The following is an 18,592-nucleotide window of genomic DNA, read 5'->3' as shown; positions in this document are numbered from 1 at the left end:
CTTCTCAAGCGGTGGCATACAAACAATAACGCTACACACTATTGACTCAATAATGATTCAAACTGCGCGTTTTGCATTAATGCTGCTTGGCTGCCTTTAAGGCTGAATTCATAGCCACACAATTTGAAATTCCCACGCAATGCCACATGATTCACCATGACACTTTTATCTAGCGGGGTAAATCGGGCTTCTGTCGCACCATCAGCCACTAAGTCGACTGTCATGGGTCTAAATTGACTGCCATCATTAAATTCAAGATTTGCGCAGGTTTTATCTCCAACAGCGCTGGCTAAACGCCATAAGTTCTGTGCATCACCGGCATCACCCAACCAGCGCAAAATAAGCACATCACCTTCAAGAGCAAGCCAAAAACCGTCGGGCAGTTTAACCATTTGCCGGGTCATGCTCATAGGCTCAATGACACCTTGAGTCATTTGTAACTCGCCTTCATCATCTGAATTTGAAAAAGCATTGACCACTAACATCACAAGGTAAATGACTAAACAAACAACCGCTATACCCGCTAAAATTTTACCCACCAGAATCAACTTTACCTGATGCGACTTTGCCACATTAATCCACGATTTAGCCAACTCAGTAATGGACCCTGATTTTAATGCGTCTTGATCGACATATAATGGCTGATGGCTGCGTTCACGGTTAGTTGAAAACATATCGCCGTCGGGTTCATCGTCAACATGACCATGCATATATGGTTCATCGTGCATAGAGTCAGTATTCGTCATCACGTTGTGAGTCTCATCCTCAACGACTGAATGGCTCGCGGCAACCGCCTGCACAACGTTATTATGTTGCTCCGCATGGTCATGTGACACATGTTCAAATGCATTAATAGGTGCATCCGTTGAGGATGGCGTAATTAACGCTTGGCCTTTCATCACTGGATCTTGACGGCGATGCATAGCACTAGGAACAGACGCCATAACCATATCTGGGCCGTAATAACCTAGTACATACTGGATTTGATTTTTGCTCGGTAAAAAACTCAAATAAGCGCCACAAGCCAAACCAAATAAAAATAAACCTGCTAACGCACCAAATGGCGCCATAAAATAGGCCGATAGACCAAAGAGTAATACAGGTAATAAGCACACAATCGCCAATTTACGGGTTTTATTTGCATCAAATAAACGACGCATTGCAGACAAACCCACAACAGGTAATGACATTAAGGTGAATATCAAAATGATGACACTTGCAGGAAAGACTATGGTTGTCATACTCAACAACGCAAATGCCGCAAATACTATGGCCATTAACCTTAGACCCGTGTCACGACCTTCGCGGCACAGCAGGGTTTTTACTAACATCAAACATTCCTATATTGGTTTACTGAGTTGGGTTATACAAAACATCATAAATACAGTGAATTAACCTTATGCAATGCCACAAAAACAACAGATACAATGCTGGAAAACGCGGCAAATAAGACACAACAACTAGCCATTTCACACAATAGCGCAAAGCCTACAGAATTTATCCTATAAAGCCAGACCCAACGTGTGTTTTAAGCAATTATTTTATTGAAATCATATCTTAGTACCCATGCCAATATTTCAATTATTGCATCACACTTACTAGACGTAATTCTAAAGGTTTATAGCGCTAGCATAACCTTACTATTAACGAGTATAATATTAAGCTTTCTTAATGAATATTCGGATGAGAAACCCAATTTATGAGCACTCGTGGAAATCTTTTTATTGTGTCAGCCCCTAGCGGCGCAGGTAAATCGTCTCTTATCTCGGCACTGTTAAAAGATAAACCCAGCGATAAACAGGTTTCTGTGTCGCATACCACTCGCCAACCTCGCCCAGGCGAAGTAAACGGCCAACATTACCATTTTGTCGATGTTGAGCAATTTAAAGCATTAATCGCACAAGATGCTTTTATTGAGTGGGCTGAAGTTTTTGGTAATTATTACGGCACATCAAAAACCGTAATAGAACAAACGCTAGCAAAAGGTATCGACGTATTTTTAGATATCGACTGGCAAGGTGGCGAACAAGTTAAAACGCTCATGCCTGATGCTATTGGGGTGTTTATTTTACCGCCATCAAAAGCCGAGCTTGAACGCCGCTTAACGGGCCGAGGTCAAGACAGCCAAGACGTCATCGACTCACGTATGGCGCAGGCAGTATCAGAAATGTCGCACTTTTCACAATATGAATTCGTGATTGTGAATGATGATTTTGATAGCGCGTTGGCAGATTTAACCGCGATTATTCGCAGCCAAAGGCTAACCTGTGCTAGTCAGCAGCATACCCACAATGATATGCTTGTTGATCTCTTGGCAGATTAATTGTCATAGTGTACAATTTTGCGTCATTTTTTCCCATAGATAACACTGGAGTTTCAACACATGGCTCGCGTAACTGTAGAAGACGCCGTAAACAAAATCGGCAACCGTTTTGATATGATCCTGGTTGCAGCGCGTCGCGCACGCCAAATCGCTGTGCAAGGTAAAGACCCTATGGTTGATGAGATGAATGATAAACCAACGGTTATCGCTTTACGTGAAATCGAATTAGGTTTAGTCACCTCAAACACTTTAGATGCTGATGAGCGCCAAACTGTTCGTGAACGTGAAGCAGCTGAAATTGCCGCTGTCGCAGCCATTGCAGAAGGCCGCGTTTTATAAGGAGTAGCGCCACTTGTATCTGTTTGAAGGTCTAAAAGAGTCAGCGTCCAGCTATTTAGAGCCGGAACAAGTAGAATTACTCAAGCAGGCCTATTTGGTTGCGCGTGATGCCCACGAAGGGCAAATGCGCACAAGTGGCGAGCCTTATATTACCCATCCAGTTGCGGTTAGCCGCATCTTGGCAGACATGCGTCTCGATCACGAGTCGCTTATGGCTGCCTTGCTCCACGACACCATTGAAGACACCCCCGTCACCAAAGAAGAGTTAACTGAGCTGTTTGGTATTACGGTTGCAGAATTAGTCGAAGGTGTATCTAAGCTAGACAAAATTAAGTTTCGCGACAAAAAAGAAGCCCAAGCGGAAAACTTCCGCAAAATGATGATGGCCATGACTCAAGATATTCGAGTTATCCTGATTAAATTGGCTGACCGCACTCATAATATGCGCACGCTAGGGGCTCTTCGTCCAGACAAGCGTCGTCGTATTGCTCGTGAAACCTTAGAAATTTACGCGCCGATAGCTAACCGATTAGGTATTCACAATATCAAAATCGAACTTGAAGATTTAGGTTTTCAAGCTTATTACCCCATGCGACATCGGGTTATACGCGATGTGGTAAAAGCAGCACGAGGCAATCGCAAAGAGCTGATCAACAGTATTGAATCGGCTATCGAATCTCGTCTTGAAGAAACCGGAATTCCCGCTAAAGTCAAAGGTCGCGAGAAAAACCTCTATTCTATTTACCGTAAGATGCGCAGTAAAGAGCTTCAGTTTCAAGAAGTTATGGATATCTACGCGTTTAGAGTTATTGTCGATTCTATTGATACCAGCTACCGTGTGCTCGGTGCAATGCATGGCCTTTACAAGCCTCGCCCTGGCCGCTTTAAAGATTATATCGCCATTCCTAAAGCCAATGGCTATCAATCGTTACATACCTCATTATTTGGCCCGCATGCTGTTCCAGTTGAAGTGCAAATCCGCACCGAAGAAATGGACCAAATGGCCGACAAAGGTGTTGCTGCGCATTGGATGTATAAAAATAATACCGATGCGACAAAACAAAACACCACTCAAGTTCGCGCTCACAAGTGGATGCAAAGCTTGCTCGAGTTACAGCAAAGTGCGAGTAGCTCATTTGAGTTTGTTGAAAACGTTAAAACCGAATTATTCCCAGAAGAAATCTACGTCTTTACCCCTGAAGGTCGCATCTTAGAGTTACCGGTGAATTCAACCCCAGTCGATTTTGCTTATGAAGTTCATACTGATGTTGGTAACACCTGTGTTGGCGCACGCGTTAATCGCCAGGCATACCCATTAAGCCAACCGCTTATTTCAGGGCAAACGGTTGAAATTATTACCGCCAAAGGTGCTCGTCCTAATGCAGCATGGTTAAACTTTGTGGTAACGGGTAAAGCGCGTGGCAAAATTCGCCAAGTATTGAAGAGCCTTAAAGGTGATAACGCAATAGCACTCGGTAGACGGTTATTAAATCATGCTTTGGGTGATACCAAGCTAGAAACCATACCTGCCGAATTACTTGAGAAAGTGATCAAAGAAACCAAACACACATCTTTAGACTCGTTGCTAGCAGATATTGGCTTAGGCAATGCCATGAGCATTGTGATTGCCCAGCGTTTAGTTGGTGAGCAGTTTGATTCGCATGATAACAACAAAGAAAAACCTCAAATGCCAATCCGTGGTGCTGAAGGTATGTTGGTCACTTACGCCAATTGTTGTCGCCCTATCCCTGGTGATGCAGTGATTGCTCATGTGAGCCCAGGCAAAGGTCTGGTTGTTCATATGGAAAGCTGTGCCAATATACGTGGCTATCAAGGTGAACCAGACAAGTACATTTCAGTGCACTGGGACAACGTAGAAGGTGCTGAATACCAAGCCAATCTTCGTGTTGAAATTGTAAATCATCAAGGTGCTCTCGCGAAAATTACGTCGATTATTGCCTCTGCAGGTTCCAATATTCATAACCTCAGTACCGAAGAACGCGATGGCCGTGTGTATTTGATTAATTTACGTATTTCAGTTAAAGATCGTGTGCATCTTGCCAACGTCATGCGCAGAATACGTGTTTTACCTGAAGTGCTACGTACCTCACGCAATAGATAGAAATGATATGAGATGTGCAAAATTGGCATCTCAGGAATATCCACATCAAAATTTAAACGTTACTTTCCAATAAGTTTTGCGGCGGCTCATCCACATAATCAGTTAATGACACCATCTCCATCACTCGTTGTTGGGTTTGATTGGCCGCCTTACGCCACTTTTTATGCTTGTCAGAACGATCAACTTGATGATTAAAACGTACCACTAAATAATGTCTTTCATCTAAACCTAAACAATACATGTCGGTGCGACTGCGTGAATGAGGTTTTACGAGTTGATGAAACACCCATTCAATACCATTTATTTTTACCGTAGTAGCATCTGGAATTTTTGGGTAACCACCATTGTTTATTGCTGCTTCCAATTGAATAGCCATTACATCATCTGAAAGAGTTTTATGTTTACTCATTTCTTGCCTTATCCTAGTATTACTACCTTTAGCTTTCTCACCAGGCTCAGGGTGATTATAATATTCATCATATTCTCTATTGAGCGATGCGCCAAGCGCTTGATTATCTAGAGCATTTATCCCTTCAGGGGTTTTTTTTATTCTAAATACACTGCTTAACATGCCATACTCACTGCTGGGCAGAATACCAATAATGGGTAAATATATCCAAACTCGAGAATAGATATGCACATAAGTTTCATGGGTGTGAGTCTCTTGCTTCGTATTAAACCAATGCCTATTTCTATATGGATAATTAACCTCTTTAGGTAACTGTCGAGCAACTATATTACTGATAGGGATATTTACTTTCAACAGCTTATCTTCTAAAATAAACCGCTCAGTGACTAGCTGAGTAAAGTCTGCACCGCCAACAAAACCTCGCCATAACGCTATGAGTAATTTCTTCATAATAGTTGATTCATTTGTTCTGCTTGATTGATATATTTTTTAACATATGCAGCTCGCTTATCATCACCTAGCATCACTAGCTGCTGGTGATAGGTTTTTACCCCTAAAAATGGCAAGGTATGCGGACTTACGCCAGGCGAGCCTAGCAATGCTCTGGCAAATTTTAACGACCGCGCAAAACTACTTTTTGACAGATCATTTTGACCGGCAATATTGGGCACCACATCAAACGGATTATTTCGTGGTTCATGAGTTTTTAACCCTACTAATTTAGCGGCTTGTTGTAACTCTGCCACATTAGCACCACTACCATGGATAGCTAGCTCTTGACCTATTAACGATCCTTGGTAGTTAACTCGATAATATTGCAACGCAGATAAAAATATAATCGCCCCTTGGCTGTGGGCGACCCATTTAACCTTTTTACCCAATTGCTGATTTTGTTTCAGCACTGCCGCCAAATGCTGGGCGTTGTGAGAAGTATTACTCTGACTTTTATCAAAAGTGCATTCAATGAGATCCCGCACAGCTTTATCACTGGGATTATGAAATAGAGTATAAGATTTAATTGCATCATTTTGATAGGCTGTATCTAAATGGGTACCCATAAGCCACTGCGCTTTAGTAAATTCATTTAACATACCATTAACTGCTGCATGGGCAGTATTTACTCGAGTAGTAGGCTTTGCGTCCCCCCATTCGGTAGCTAGTTTTATAATTTCATCTTCCGTTTTTGCCCCATCGTATTTCGCTCCTGAGCCAATTCTTTCTACTCGATATAACATGGTGCGCTCATCTGTATGGCGATCTTTCTTACCATATAATTGTTGATCAAATAATATATCGGTGACTTGCACTTGGCCGTTAGCGGCTATTTTGTAGTCAATAAAATAATGATAATTACGGAAGGGAATATTGGTACGACGCATATGCCTAAAGGGATTGCGGCTTTGTTTTACTGACGAGGCTGCTGTTGGGTGCAGGCTAATAAATTGAATCTCTTTAATCACCTGCTGTCGGTCATAATCATTAAGGCTTTGCAGCATAACAAATGCTTGATAGGCAAATTCAACTTTTTGGTAATTAAAGTCAACCGGTAATCGCAGTCCATGCTCTAATGCTGTTTGATGGTCTAAACCCATTAAACTATGAGGGGAACTCGGTTGTAATGCATTTTTATTTGTACCGCTATTCTTCCATGTCATGCTAGTCATCCTTAATATACATAAATTGTGTATCATAAAATGGATTGTCTATTTTATATATAGCTACAAATGACTGGTTTTATTAAAGTAAGTAATACTTGATGATAATGAGTTAGCAATAAGCTCATGTATATCAATTTAGGTCAGACGTTAGTCATAGTATTTAAACTGTTTAAGATGGCTTGCTCAAACAGCGCTAAGTAGATATATTAACTAGTAATTTTTACCAATCAATACCATAAAGAGAACACAACATGGCTGAAAAAATTATCATCGCAACCGACAAAGCACCACAAGCTATTGGCACTTATTCTCAAGCAGTTAAAGTCGGCAGTACCGTTTATCTTTCAGGTCAGATTCCGTTAGATCCAAAAACCATGACCATGGTAAGCGATGATTTTGCAGAACAAGTTGTACAAGTGTTCGAAAATTTAACCGCTGTATGTGATGCTGCCGGCGGAAAAATGAGTGATATCGTTAAGTTAAATATCTTCTTAACTGATTTATCTCATTTTGCGACTGTAAACGAAATAATGAGTCGTTATTTCCAACAACCTTACCCTGCGCGTGCTGCCATTGGCGTTAGAGAACTACCTAAAGGGTCATTGGTTGAAATGGATGGCATTATGGAAATTTAATCAGAATTTACTGCTATTTTTTAAGGCGCCTTGGGCGCCTTTTTTATTGCCTGTGGCTTTTCACTGTAGAGTAATTGCTCAATACCTATTGTTTATTCAACAGATTCTGATAACGTAATTACAGCGTGACTCTGCACACATACTGTGCAAACTGTTTGCGCCAGCGCACAAAAATGGCCATACTAAACTGACTAATATCAAACGCATTAACTGTTTGGTCATGCTGGGGAATTATAAATTAGCGTTAACCAAGACGAAGGCTAGAAGGCAGAGTGTGATATTAAATGCTAAAGCGCGATCCTCCAAAACAAAGTCGCTTTAGATTAACCAAGCTTGAGACGTTAGAACGATTCAGCTCATTAATATGACCAGTAAGAAAGCCAAAATAACAATAAAGAATATGGAAGTGCCTATGGAAAATTTAATTAAAACTCCTGTTGAGATGTTGTCTCATTGGGTAGAAACACAAGGTGATAGTGTTTACCTTCGTCAGCCAGTTGGCGGCAAATATGTAGATTTAACATGGCGCGAAGTTCAACAAAAAGTGCAGCAAATTGCGGGCTCTCTTCGTCACTTAGGATTAGAGCGTGGCGACAAGGTTGCCGTGCTGTCTAAAAACTGCGCCGAGTGGTTCATTGTCGATTTAGCACTAATGTACGGTGGCTATATTAGTGTACCTATTTACCCGACAGCTAATGCTGAAACCATTCGTTATGTTGTTGAGCATAGCGGAGTTAAGGCTGTATTTACCGGTAAACTCGATCACTGGGCAGAACAAGAAGCCGCTATCGGAGGCGAAATCCTACGCTTAGCAATGCCTTATGAAACAATGCCAGCCCAATACCATTGGGAACAGCTGTTAACACTTGGGCAGCCATTAGTTGATGAGCCTCTGCCAACAACTGACCAGGTGATGACCCTCATTTATACTTCGGGTTCAACGGGCAAACCTAAAGGCGCCATTCAAACATTTGCTAGCTACGCTTGGGCATGTGAAGCTGTAGTTCGCGACTTAAAAACCAATACCACAGATCGTCTGCTGTCTTACTTACCGCTTGCGCATATTACTGAGCGAGTCGCAATTGAAGGCTCATCGTATTATTCAGGCTCTACGGTTTCTTTTGTCGAAGGTCTTGATTCATTTGTTGATGATATTCAACGTTGCCGCCCGACAGTGTTTTTCTCAGTGCCGCGTTTATGGACCGTATTCCAACTCAATATTATTAATAAAATTGGTGAGAAAAAGCTTAAAACATTACTTAAGTTGCCCATTATTAGCAGCATTGTTAAGCGCAAAATCAAAAAAGGCTTAGGCTTAGATCAGTCTCGCTTGAATGGCTCGGGTTCAGCGCCAATTCCACCATCATTAATACAATGGTACCACTCCATCGGCCTGAATATTTGTGAAGCCTGGGGCATGACAGAAAACAGCGCTTACTCGATTATCAATTATCCATTTAATGCCAATAAAATTGGTACAGTAGGCCGCCCAGTTGAAGGTAGCCTAGTACGCAGAACCGAACAAGGTGAACTGTTAGTTAAAAGCCCGGGGTTGATGAGTGGCTATTACCTTCAAGAAGAAGCTACTGCTGCTGCCTTTACCGAAGATGGGTTTTTCCATACCGGCGACTTATGTGAGATTGACGAAGACGGTTATATCGAAATCACCGGCCGAGTTAAAGACAACTTTAAAACCTCGAAAGGCAAGTATGTTGCGCCAGTGCCAATTGAGCGTAAGTTAGCTCAAGACTCACACGTTGAATTGATTTGTGTTATTGGTTCCGGTTTACCGCACCCTATAGCGTTAGTCCAACTATCTGAAGGTTCAAAACTGCAACCTCGCGAAGAAGTCAGAACATCATTAAAAGCCACTCTCGACAGCGTTAATCCACATTTAGAGTCACATGAACATGTTGATGCTATTGTTGTTGTAAATGATGAATGGACCATCGAAAATGATGTGTTAACCCCAACGCTTAAAATTAAACGTCACGTGCTTGAAAAAGCATTTAGCGCGAAAGTCGACGGTGTTCGCGGAGCAAAAATTCGCTGGGAAGATGAGTTGTAATTTGCAATGATTTTTTGCATTTATAGACTAAAAAAATACACGCTAATAGCGTGTATTTTTTTGACATATTCTGTCAATATACGCGCTATTAAATAGGCAGTGCTAATGTAGCGCCGCTTACCCTTACAAGGCAGACATAATCATGTTAATTGCGTTATCCATTATTGGCGGTTTTATTATTTTAACCTTTGGCGCTGAGGCATTAGTGCGTGGTGCTAGTGCTGTTGCACTGCGTTTAGGTATTGCCCCGCTTATCATTGGTTTAACCATTGTTGCCTTTGGTACTAGCGCTCCTGAACTCGCTGTTAGCGTAAAATCAGCTCTTGCCGGTAATCCAGGTATTGCACTGGGTAACGTCGTGGGCTCTAACATCGTCAACATTGGCCTTATTCTAGCGATAACTGCGCTGATACGCCCTATTACCGTGCAATCACAAATGGTTAAACGTGACATTCCTATCATGATTGCCGCATCTGTTTTAGTGTGGTTTTTATTACTCGATGGCGATGTTAGCTTTATAGACGGTGCCATTTTATTTAGCTTACTCCTTGGTTATTTAGGCTTTAGCTATATCAGTTCCAAAAATAATCCAGAAGATTTAGACGTAGATACTAGCCCACAAAAACCATTCATTTCAGTATTACTGATAGCTGTAGGCATAGCCATGCTTGTGGGTGGAGGGATTCTATTTGTCGACGGCGCAGTCGATTTAGCCAAACAATTTGGTATTAGTGAAGTCATCATTGGCTTAACGATTGTGGCGATTGGCACCAGTATGCCCGAGCTAGTCACCTCAGTGATGGCTGCGTTAAAAGGTCAAAGCGACATTGCTATTGGTAACGTTGTGGGCTCGAATATTTTTAACGTGCTCGGTATTTTAGGAGCGACCGCATTAATTCATCCGGTGTCTGCTGCTGGCTTTAATGAAATAGACTTTATCGCGATGCTCATTTTCGCCTTTATGGTCCTACCTTTTGCCTGGAGTGGCTTACGCATTGGCCGCCGCGAAGGCGGCGTATTACTCGCGGGATACCTAGGCTATACCAGCTATTTAGTCATGCAAGTGGTGTAATCAACTCACTTATTTGACGTCTATTGAATAAATCAAATAAGGTCAACAGTAATGTTGGCCTTTTTTATTTGCACAACAATATGACATTTGTCACCCTGTTTTGATGACCTTTGTGCCTGATATTCACATCTGCGTTTCTCCATACTAGACCTATCCCAGCCTCATCTTGGTTGGGTTAACCAGGAGATAACCATGAAAACCTTACTACTTATTACAAGCCTTACCTTAGCCAGTCACAATGCATTTGCTGATATCAATGAAATCGATAACGCTGCCAATACAATGGATGTCACTCAGCTCACTCAATTAAGCGAAAACAGCCATGATTATGAACATGCCTATGCAAATTATCGTTTAGCTGTGACAGCCAACATTATCGGCCAGCGCCCCCTTACGGCCAAGTCGTTAACCCAAGCACAAGACACCTTAGAAGCCCTGTTAACACAACAAGCCTCAGCAGACTCTCAAGCATTACTCGCCGCGGTGTATGGAATGCAAATAGCCCTTGATAATAGCAAGGGCGCCGAATACGGCATGAAAACAGCGCTATTATTGCAACAAGCAACCAAGCTTGCCCCCAATAATCCACGGGTAAGTTTGGTAAAAGCAATCAATGCATTTTATACCCCCAGCGTATTTGGCGGCGGGATTAATAAAGCGCAAACCTTAGCCACCAAGGCGATTACACAATATGAGCAACCCTGTGAAACAATTTGTTGGGGTCACTCAGAAGCCTACACATGGAGAGGATTAGCCAAGCAAGAGCAAGGTGATCTGGCTGGTGCGATGCAAGACTGGCAACTAGCATTAGATATTGACCCGCAATATGGCTGGGCTAAATTTTTACTCAGCCAGCAAGCCGTTAAGCAATAATGCCAACACTTGAGTTAATGCGCAGTTACTCTATGATTAACTGCGCTAGGAGGCATCATGACATCGGATTTATCAACAAATAATCACAAAAGTTACGAGCAAAAAACCGCTTGGATATACCTGATTAACCTTGGGTTTTATTTTATTCCATTGTATTTTATGGCTGGTCAATGGCTAAAGATTTCAGTTGCGGTCGTATTACTCGTGCCATTTATTGCGGCCTATTTCTGGGCTTACAACGGCACTAAACAGCAAGCTATTAAACCCATCGCACTCATGATTATCATCTCTATTGGATCGTCATTCGTCAGCAGTGGCGCCATATCATTATTCAGTTTTAGCTGTTTTTTTATTGGCTTTTTTTATTCACTTCGTACGGCAATATTGAGTTTTATCGCGCTTAGCCTTCTACTTTTAACCCTCAATATCAGCATAGGCTACTCAGGTTACTTTTTTACCTTATATGGCATGGGAATTTGTCTGGGTGTGGGTATATTTGGAGTGATTGAGCAAAATCGCCAACGCATAAAACGCCAACAGCAACAGTCTAAAGATGAAATATCTCACCTCGCAACCGCTCTAGAGCGCGAACGAATTGCACGTGATTTGCACGATGTCATGGGGCACCATTTAGCCGCTATCGCCTTAAAAGCAGAACTGGCCGATAAACTCATTGCAGCAGGTAAAACTGACATGGCTCAGCAACAAATCAATCAAGTGAGCCAAATAACACGCGACTGTTTAAGTCAAATTCGCCAAACCGTGACAAATTACAAACACCAAGGCTTAAGCCAGACCATTAATACGCTAGCACAAACACTAAGAGACAAATCTGTCGCGGTGACTATTGAGGGGCAATGGCCAACATTAAATAACCTCACCGAATCGCAACTGTGTCTAATGCTAACCGAATTGGTAAACAACACCATTAAGCACAGCAAAGCTGACCATTGCACTATTTCAATCCACACACAGCCAACAAACCTGCTAGTAAACTATATCGAAAACGCGGCGATTAATGCCTTTACTGAAGGCAACGGCCTCAAAGGAATAAAAGAGCGCGCCGCCATTTTACACGCCGATGTAAAGTATCAATTGAGCCCGCAATTTATCGTCACCATTACTTTGCCACTAACAGAGACAACATGAATATTTTACTCGCAGAAGATCAAGCCATGGTCCGTGGCGCACTGGCCGCCCTACTGACTCTCGCCGCAGATAATATCAATATCACAGAGGTGGAAGACGGCGATAAAGCCATGGCAATGCTTAAAAAGCAACATTATGATTTACTGTTAACAGACATAGAAATGCCCGGTAAATCAGGTTTAGAATTAAGCCAATGGTTACAACAGCAAAGCAGTAAAACCAAGGTGATTATCTTAACCACCTTTGGCCGAGCAGGTTACATCAAGCGAGCCTTAGAGTATGGCGTCAGTGGTTTTCTACTTAAAGATGCGCCGTCGGATGAGCTTATCAGCACCATTAAACAAGTGATGGCAGGCAAACGTGTCATCGATCCTGAATTAGCGTTTAGCGCCATCGGTGAAATAGACCCGCTTAATGACAAAGAGCGTCGAGCGTTACGCCTAGCCAGCGAAGGGCTGTCTACTGCCGATATTGCCGCCCAACTTTTTATTGCTGAAGGCACTGTGCGTAACTACTTATCTGAAGCCATTAATAAGCTTAGCGCCAGCAATCGCATTGATGCTGCGAGAATAGCGAAACAGAAGGGCTGGTTGTAAAGCATATTGCCTTGTTATCAAACTCTGCTAAGATACCTTAAACACATGTATATAATTACAGTGATTATGGTTTTACAGCCTGAAATCACAATTGTTTTTATATCTTAATCATCAATGTAGGTGCGCAAAATTTGCTACGACTGGATCTTGTTCCAATCACTGACCTTAAAGGCGTTGCTAAAAAGGTCGCTGAGAAACTCGCCAAGTTAAGTATTAAGACAGTACAAGACGTACTGTTTCATTTGCCGCTGCGTTACGAAGACCGCACTCAAATTCATCCCATTGCAGCATTACCGCCTGGCACTTACGGTACCATCGAAGCTGAAATTCAATCGACTCAAATCATGCAAGGCAAGCGGCGCATGTTAGTGTGCAATGTCCGCGACCATAGCGGTATGATGAGTCTGCGCTTTTTTAATTTTTCGATGGCACAACGAAATGCAATGGAACATGGTGCGATTATTCGAGCTTACGGCGAGATCCGTCGCGGCAATCACCACAAAGAAATTGTCCATCCAGAATATCAAATAATCCATGCTGGAGAGACCATCACACTCAGCGATACACTGACACCGATTTACCCCACTACCGAAGGGGTTAAACAAGCCAGTTGGATAAAACTGACCGAGCAAGCATTAATCATGTTAGATAACGGCGGTTTACCTGAGTTACTCCCAGCAAATTTGCAGCCCAATAATATTTGTCTGCGCGATGCACTGCATACATTGCACCGTCCATCGAGTTCAGTATCGCCATATGAATTAGAACAAGGCCAGCACCCGGCTCAACAACGGTTGATTCAAGAAGAACTGCTCGCGCATAACCTGAGCATGTTGCAACTACGTCAACGCAGCAATCAAGACGCTGCCATTGCCATGCCAGCCACAGGACAACTGTTACAGCCCTTTTTAACTCAACTTCCTTTCTCGCCTACAGGTGCGCAGCAAAGAGTGGTTGCTGAAATCAACCAAGATCTCCAACACCCAAGGCCAATGATGCGTCTAGTTCAAGGCGATGTTGGCTCGGGTAAAACCTTAGTAGCAGCCTTAGCGGCACTGCAAGCAATAGAAAATGGTTATCAAGTGGCGATGATGGCACCCACTGAATTATTGGCCGAACAACACGCAGCTAACTTTGCCACATGGTTTGAACCTTTAGGCCTCAAAGTAGGCTGGTTAGCAGGCAAACTTAAAGGCAAAGCCAGAGCTCAATCACTTGAAGATATCGCCTCTGGCGCAGCACAAATGGTTATTGGCACTCATGCGATATTCCAGCAAGCCGTTGTCTTTAATAAATTGGCCTTAATCATCATTGATGAACAGCATCGTTTTGGCGTGCACCAACGGCTCGGATTACGTGAAAAAGGCATCAGTCAGGGTTTTCATCCGCATCAATTAATCATGACAGCTACGCCAATACCGCGGACTCTTGCCATGACAGCCTATGCCGATCTCGATACGTCGATTATTGATGAACTCCCGCCTGGGCGAACACCTGTCACCACGGTGGCCATTGCCGATACACGCCGGGAGCAAATCATTGAACGCGTTAGGCATGCCGCCATAAACGATAACCGCCAAATTTATTGGGTATGCACCTTAATTGAAGAATCTGAAGTATTAGAATGCCAAGCGGCAGAAGACACTGCAGCAGAACTGAGTATCGCATTGCCCGAGTTAAAGGTGGGTTTGGTCCATGGCCGACTGAAAAGCGCTGAAAAACAAGCAATCATGGCGCAGTTTAAGTCAGGCGAGTTGAACTTATTGGTGGCCACCACCGTCATAGAAGTCGGCGTTGACGTGCCCAATGCCAGCTTAATGATTATTGAAAATCCAGAACGTTTAGGCCTTGCTCAATTACACCAGCTTAGAGGGCGAGTAGGACGTGGCTCAGTAGCCAGCCATTGTGTATTACTTTACAAAGCACCTTTGTCGCAAACCGCCACTAAGCGTTTAGGCGTGCTAAGAGACAGTAATGATGGTTTTGTTATTGCACAAAAAGACTTAGAGATCAGAGGCCCAGGTGAAGTCCTTGGCACGAAACAAACAGGATTGGCCGATCTTAAAATTGCCGATTTAATTCGTGACCAACACCTCATTGCCCCGACCCAAAAGTTAGCGGTTCATATAAATCAGCAAGCGCCGCAAAACATCGATGCCATCATTCAGCGATGGTTAGGCGATCGCCAACAGTACGTCCAAGCGTAAAGCTTGATCTAAAAATGAATTATTGTCGATTATCACCAGTTACCACTAGACAACGCTGTTGAATATTGCAAAATGGTATGACGCAGTATTTTTCGACTCCATCTAGATATTTATATCGATAGCAAACACGCCAAGGAATTGAAATGCAAGTTAATGAAGAAGATAGAATTACCCCTCAAACTGATGAAAAATCAGGTACCAATATAGCCTTTATTGCTATTGCGGTTATCGCGTTGCTTGCTGCCAGTAGCTATTTTTATTTTACCAGTGACAACAGTGAAGAGTTTGATCCTGTTGTAATGACACCGGTTGAGCTACCAGAAGCATTACCCGAAACGCCGATTGAACAAACTCCCATTGAAGAACCGCAACAAGCAGCCGCCACGACAGAGGATGACGTTGTGCCTTCAGGCGAGCCTGAAACGACTGGGACAACACCTGTAGCCGTTGAGCCATTACCGGCGCTAATAGAGTCAGATGACTTTATCGAAAGTAAAACCTTAGCCATCGCTAACGGAATGAAAATTGCGCCAATGATTTTGAAAAAAGACATTGCTCGCCAATTTGTAGTGTTTGTTGATAACCTCGCTCAAGGTGAGTTGGTGCGTAAAGCCAGTCCATTAAAGGGCCCAGAAACAGAGTTTTCTGTTAGCGAAATAACCAATAAAATATTTTTAAATCCAGACAGTTACCATCGTTATGATTTATATGCAGACTTTGTTGCAGGTTTGAACGAAAAAGATTTAGTCACCACTTATACAGAACTTAAACCTTTGTTTACCGAAGCCTTTACCGAATTAGGTTACAGTGACGTTGATTTTGATAAGCGTATGCGAGCAGTGTTTACGATGGTTGCTGATGCGCCAATTATTGAAGACCCAATTGAATTATCTTCTGTTACAGTGAACTATCACTATGCCGATCCTAACCTAGAAGCGCTGCCGAATGCGCAAAAGCTATTAATTCGTATGGGGCCAGAAAATACTCGTAAAATTAAAGCTGCGGTCAAAAAGCTACAGACTAGCTTTCCAGCACAATAATATTTATTCGGGATAAAGTAAAAAATCCTTTGTAATAGCGCGGCTAAATCAGCTGCGCTATTTTTTTGAACAATTTTTTAACCAATACGCTTAACAAATAGTCTAAACATCGTTTTTTCTGTTGTGTGACTTCTTAAACAACCCTTGTTGGGTGTACAATTAGCGCCGTTAACACATGCTCAGCTATTAGCTGATGATGGTTAATACTTAGATAAGGATAGCTAGGCGGATATCGAGGCAAAGTAGTGCACTTAACATTTAAACTTCTCTCATGGGGCGCATGGTCACCAGACTTTCAAACCATTGAAAGTTGGCAGCATTGGCAATTGCCAAACACCACGGTTTCCGCAAACCAAGCCTCCCCTGCCTTACCGCATATTCCAGCCATGCAGCGTCGTCGATTTAGCCGTTTAACTAAAATGATGCTATCAGCCGCACATGATTGTCAGGTCGCCGCGCAAACTCGCAGTGTGTTTTCTTCTCGCCACGGCGAGCTCACACGAACGCTAGGCCTACTTAAAGACATTACTCAACAACAAGCATTATCACCTATGGCCTTTAGCCAATCGGTGCATAATACTGCCAGCGGTATCTTTGGCATTGTCAATCATAACACCGCCGCTTCAACCTCTATCGCTGCAGGCGAACAAACCCTGCCGCAAGCCTTAATTGAAACCTATGCTCAACTGGCCCAAGACCCAACCCCTGTTTTGATGATCTTTGGCGATGACCCTGTTCCGCCGGTTTACAGCGAATTTATTCATGAAGTTGAATTGCCTATCGCGTTTGGTCTGTACCTCGCACCCACTGATATTGAAGCCCAAAAGGGTGTCACGTTAACGCTCTCTGATCGCCCGCTTAACGCGCAAAAACCTTATAACATCAGCCTAAGTGAGCTTATACACCACATCGCACTAGCAAAAAATATCCAAGGATATTTATGCCATTGGTATTGGTCGTTAGAGCATCATGGTTAACTCACCGCATTCGGCACAACCCGCCAATCATCTTAATACCACTCAACCTGTAGCAACCAAGCTAACGGGGCTGAGGTATATCCCAAGATGGATAGCAGGGGTACTGTGTTATGCCGCATTTGGTTTAGGTGGTTTACTCAGCTCATTAACCATATTGCCAATATTGCGCTATTGGCCAGGAACGCCACAAGCGCGTACCGCAAGGGTACAACGTACTGTGAGTTTAATGTTTAGAGGTTTTGTTGCCATGTTAAGTGGTGCTGGCGTCATTAATGTCAGCACTAAAAATTTGCATTTGTTACAACACGTTCAAGGTCATATCGTTATTGCTAATCATCCGACACTGGTTGATGTAGTGGTATTAATTAGCTTAATGCCCAACGCTGGCTGTATTGTTAAACAAGGTTTATGGCGTAATCCATTTATAAGAGGTGTACTCTCCAGTGTCGGTTATATTCCTAATCGCAGTGCTAAATTATTACTGCAAGATTGTAAGCAAGTATTAACTAACACGACAAATTTAGTGATTTTTCCTGAAGGTACCCGCACACTGGTCGGCAGTGTTATCAACCCATTTGCGCGCGGGGCGGCAAATATTGCCATCCGTACCCAAAGTGATATTTTACCTGTAGTTTTACGCACTGATGTTCCAGGACTCACAAAACAACAAGCCTGGTACCAAATACCACGACAAACCATCAATATGTCAGTTGAAATCGGTAGCCGCGTACTGCACCATGACTATAAGATTACCCAAGGTAACGAAGCAAAAATGGCTCGGCAACTTACCCGAGACTTGCAACAGTTTTATTTAAACAGCCTATCAAACCCTATTGATAGCCATACTGATAAGAAACAAAATAATGAACTTACACAACCAAATTAAACAGCTGATTATTGACAGCTTAGACCTAGAAGATGTCACCATTGATGATATCGATACTGATGCAGCGCTATTTGGTGAAGGCCTAGGTTTAGATTCTATTGACGCGCTAGAACTGGGTCTAGCGATAAAAAAAGAATTCGACGTCAAAATTGAAGCCAATTCGGACGCAACTAAAGCACACTTTTTCAGCGTTGCTAGCTTAGCTAGCTTCATTGAATCACAACGTGTTTAGGAGCCA

17 protein-coding genes are annotated in these 18,592 nt (G+C 42.8%); 14 read left to right on the top strand and 3 right to left on the bottom strand.

Going from position 1 to position 18,592, the window contains the following annotated elements:
• Window positions 1-38: 38 nt before the first annotated feature.
• Window positions 39-1,331, bottom strand: a complete 1,293-nt coding sequence (locus tag AC19MX_RS11745; RefSeq protein WP_498298234.1) for a hypothetical protein — start codon at window positions 1,329-1,331, stop codon at window positions 39-41.
• 368 nt (window positions 1,332-1,699) lie between these two features.
• Between AC19MX_RS11745 and gmk the strand changes: the two genes are divergently transcribed.
• From gmk to spoT, 3 genes are read left to right on the top strand one after another with little or no spacing between them, the layout of a single operon-like run.
• Window positions 1,700-2,323, top strand: a complete 624-nt coding sequence (gene gmk / locus AC19MX_RS11740) for a guanylate kinase (protein WP_498298232.1) — start codon at window positions 1,700-1,702, stop codon at window positions 2,321-2,323.
• A 60-nt stretch (window positions 2,324-2,383) separates the two neighbouring features.
• Window positions 2,384-2,662, top strand: coding sequence for a DNA-directed RNA polymerase subunit omega (gene rpoZ, locus AC19MX_RS11735; RefSeq protein ID WP_188957460.1), 279 nt, complete (start codon window positions 2,384-2,386; stop codon window positions 2,660-2,662).
• A 13-nt stretch (window positions 2,663-2,675) separates the two neighbouring features.
• Window positions 2,676-4,784: a bifunctional GTP diphosphokinase/guanosine-3',5'-bis pyrophosphate 3'-pyrophosphohydrolase gene (gene spoT / locus AC19MX_RS11730; protein ID WP_432400449.1), complete on the top strand. Its 2,109-nt coding sequence runs from the start codon at window positions 2,676-2,678 to the stop codon at window positions 4,782-4,784.
• 52 nt (window positions 4,785-4,836) lie between these two features.
• Here the strand turns inward: spoT and AC19MX_RS11725 are convergent, their stop codons facing one another.
• Both AC19MX_RS11725 and AC19MX_RS11720 read right to left on the bottom strand, forming a co-directional pair.
• Window positions 4,837-5,643, bottom strand: a complete 807-nt coding sequence (locus AC19MX_RS11725) for a hypothetical protein (RefSeq protein WP_498298230.1) — start codon at window positions 5,641-5,643, stop codon at window positions 4,837-4,839.
• Window positions 5,640-6,848 carry a hypothetical protein gene (locus AC19MX_RS11720; RefSeq protein WP_498298228.1) on the bottom strand — a complete coding sequence of 403 codons (1,209 nt, stop codon included), beginning with the start codon at window positions 6,846-6,848 and terminating at the stop codon, window positions 5,640-5,642. Before AC19MX_RS11720 ends, AC19MX_RS11725 begins: the two co-directional genes overlap by 4 nt.
• A 254-nt stretch (window positions 6,849-7,102) precedes the next feature.
• Here AC19MX_RS11720 and AC19MX_RS11715 point away from each other — a divergent pair, with 254 nt between their 5' ends.
• The 11 genes from AC19MX_RS11715 to AC19MX_RS11665 all read left to right on the top strand — a co-directional run bounded on the left by AC19MX_RS11715 (window position 7,103) and on the right by AC19MX_RS11665 (window position 18,586).
• Window positions 7,103-7,486, top strand: coding sequence for a RidA family protein (locus AC19MX_RS11715; protein WP_432400451.1), 384 nt, complete (start codon window positions 7,103-7,105; stop codon window positions 7,484-7,486).
• Between the two features lie 412 nt (window positions 7,487-7,898).
• Entirely contained in the window at window positions 7,899-9,554 is a 1,656-nt protein-coding gene (locus AC19MX_RS11710; RefSeq protein ID WP_432400453.1) for an AMP-binding protein, read from the top strand.
• Window positions 9,555-9,696: 142 nt separating this feature from the next.
• A complete protein-coding gene (locus tag AC19MX_RS11705; protein ID WP_432400455.1) occupies window positions 9,697-10,626 on the top strand; it encodes a calcium/sodium antiporter in 930 nt (309 codons plus the stop codon).
• Between the two features lie 192 nt (window positions 10,627-10,818).
• Entirely contained in the window at window positions 10,819-11,499 is a 681-nt protein-coding gene (locus tag AC19MX_RS11700) for a tetratricopeptide repeat protein (RefSeq protein WP_432400457.1), read from the top strand.
• 57 nt (window positions 11,500-11,556) lie between these two features.
• A complete protein-coding gene (locus AC19MX_RS11695; protein ID WP_498298226.1) occupies window positions 11,557-12,648 on the top strand; it encodes a sensor histidine kinase in 1,092 nt (363 codons plus the stop codon).
• The gene (locus AC19MX_RS11690) at window positions 12,645-13,244 is read left to right on the top strand and encodes a response regulator transcription factor (protein WP_498298224.1); all 600 of its coding nucleotides are present in this window, start codon (window positions 12,645-12,647) and stop codon (window positions 13,242-13,244) included. Before AC19MX_RS11695 ends, AC19MX_RS11690 begins: the two co-directional genes overlap by 4 nt.
• A gap of 131 nt (window positions 13,245-13,375) precedes the next feature.
• A complete protein-coding gene (gene recG / locus AC19MX_RS11685) occupies window positions 13,376-15,451 on the top strand; it encodes an ATP-dependent DNA helicase RecG (RefSeq protein WP_498298223.1) in 2,076 nt (691 codons plus the stop codon).
• Window positions 15,452-15,594: 143 nt separating this feature from the next.
• Window positions 15,595-16,491: a DUF3014 domain-containing protein gene (locus AC19MX_RS11680; RefSeq protein ID WP_498298221.1), complete on the top strand. Its 897-nt coding sequence runs from the start codon at window positions 15,595-15,597 to the stop codon at window positions 16,489-16,491.
• A gap of 245 nt (window positions 16,492-16,736) precedes the next feature.
• Complete coding sequence (locus AC19MX_RS11675; RefSeq protein WP_498298219.1) at window positions 16,737-17,468, top strand: beta-ketoacyl synthase chain length factor; 732 nt, start codon at window positions 16,737-16,739, stop codon at window positions 17,466-17,468.
• Window positions 17,461-18,354: a lysophospholipid acyltransferase family protein gene (locus tag AC19MX_RS11670; RefSeq protein ID WP_432400469.1), complete on the top strand. Its 894-nt coding sequence runs from the start codon at window positions 17,461-17,463 to the stop codon at window positions 18,352-18,354. Before AC19MX_RS11675 ends, AC19MX_RS11670 begins: the two co-directional genes overlap by 8 nt.
• Window positions 18,332-18,586, top strand: a complete 255-nt coding sequence (locus AC19MX_RS11665; RefSeq protein WP_160051926.1) for a phosphopantetheine-binding protein — start codon at window positions 18,332-18,334, stop codon at window positions 18,584-18,586. The genes AC19MX_RS11670 and AC19MX_RS11665 overlap by 23 nt, the downstream gene beginning before the upstream one ends.
• Window positions 18,587-18,592: the final 6 nt, after the last annotated feature.

The sequence above is a fragment of the Shewanella sp. MF05956 genome (assembly GCF_059758055.1).
This window is presented reverse-complemented; position numbering and strand designations above follow the sequence as displayed.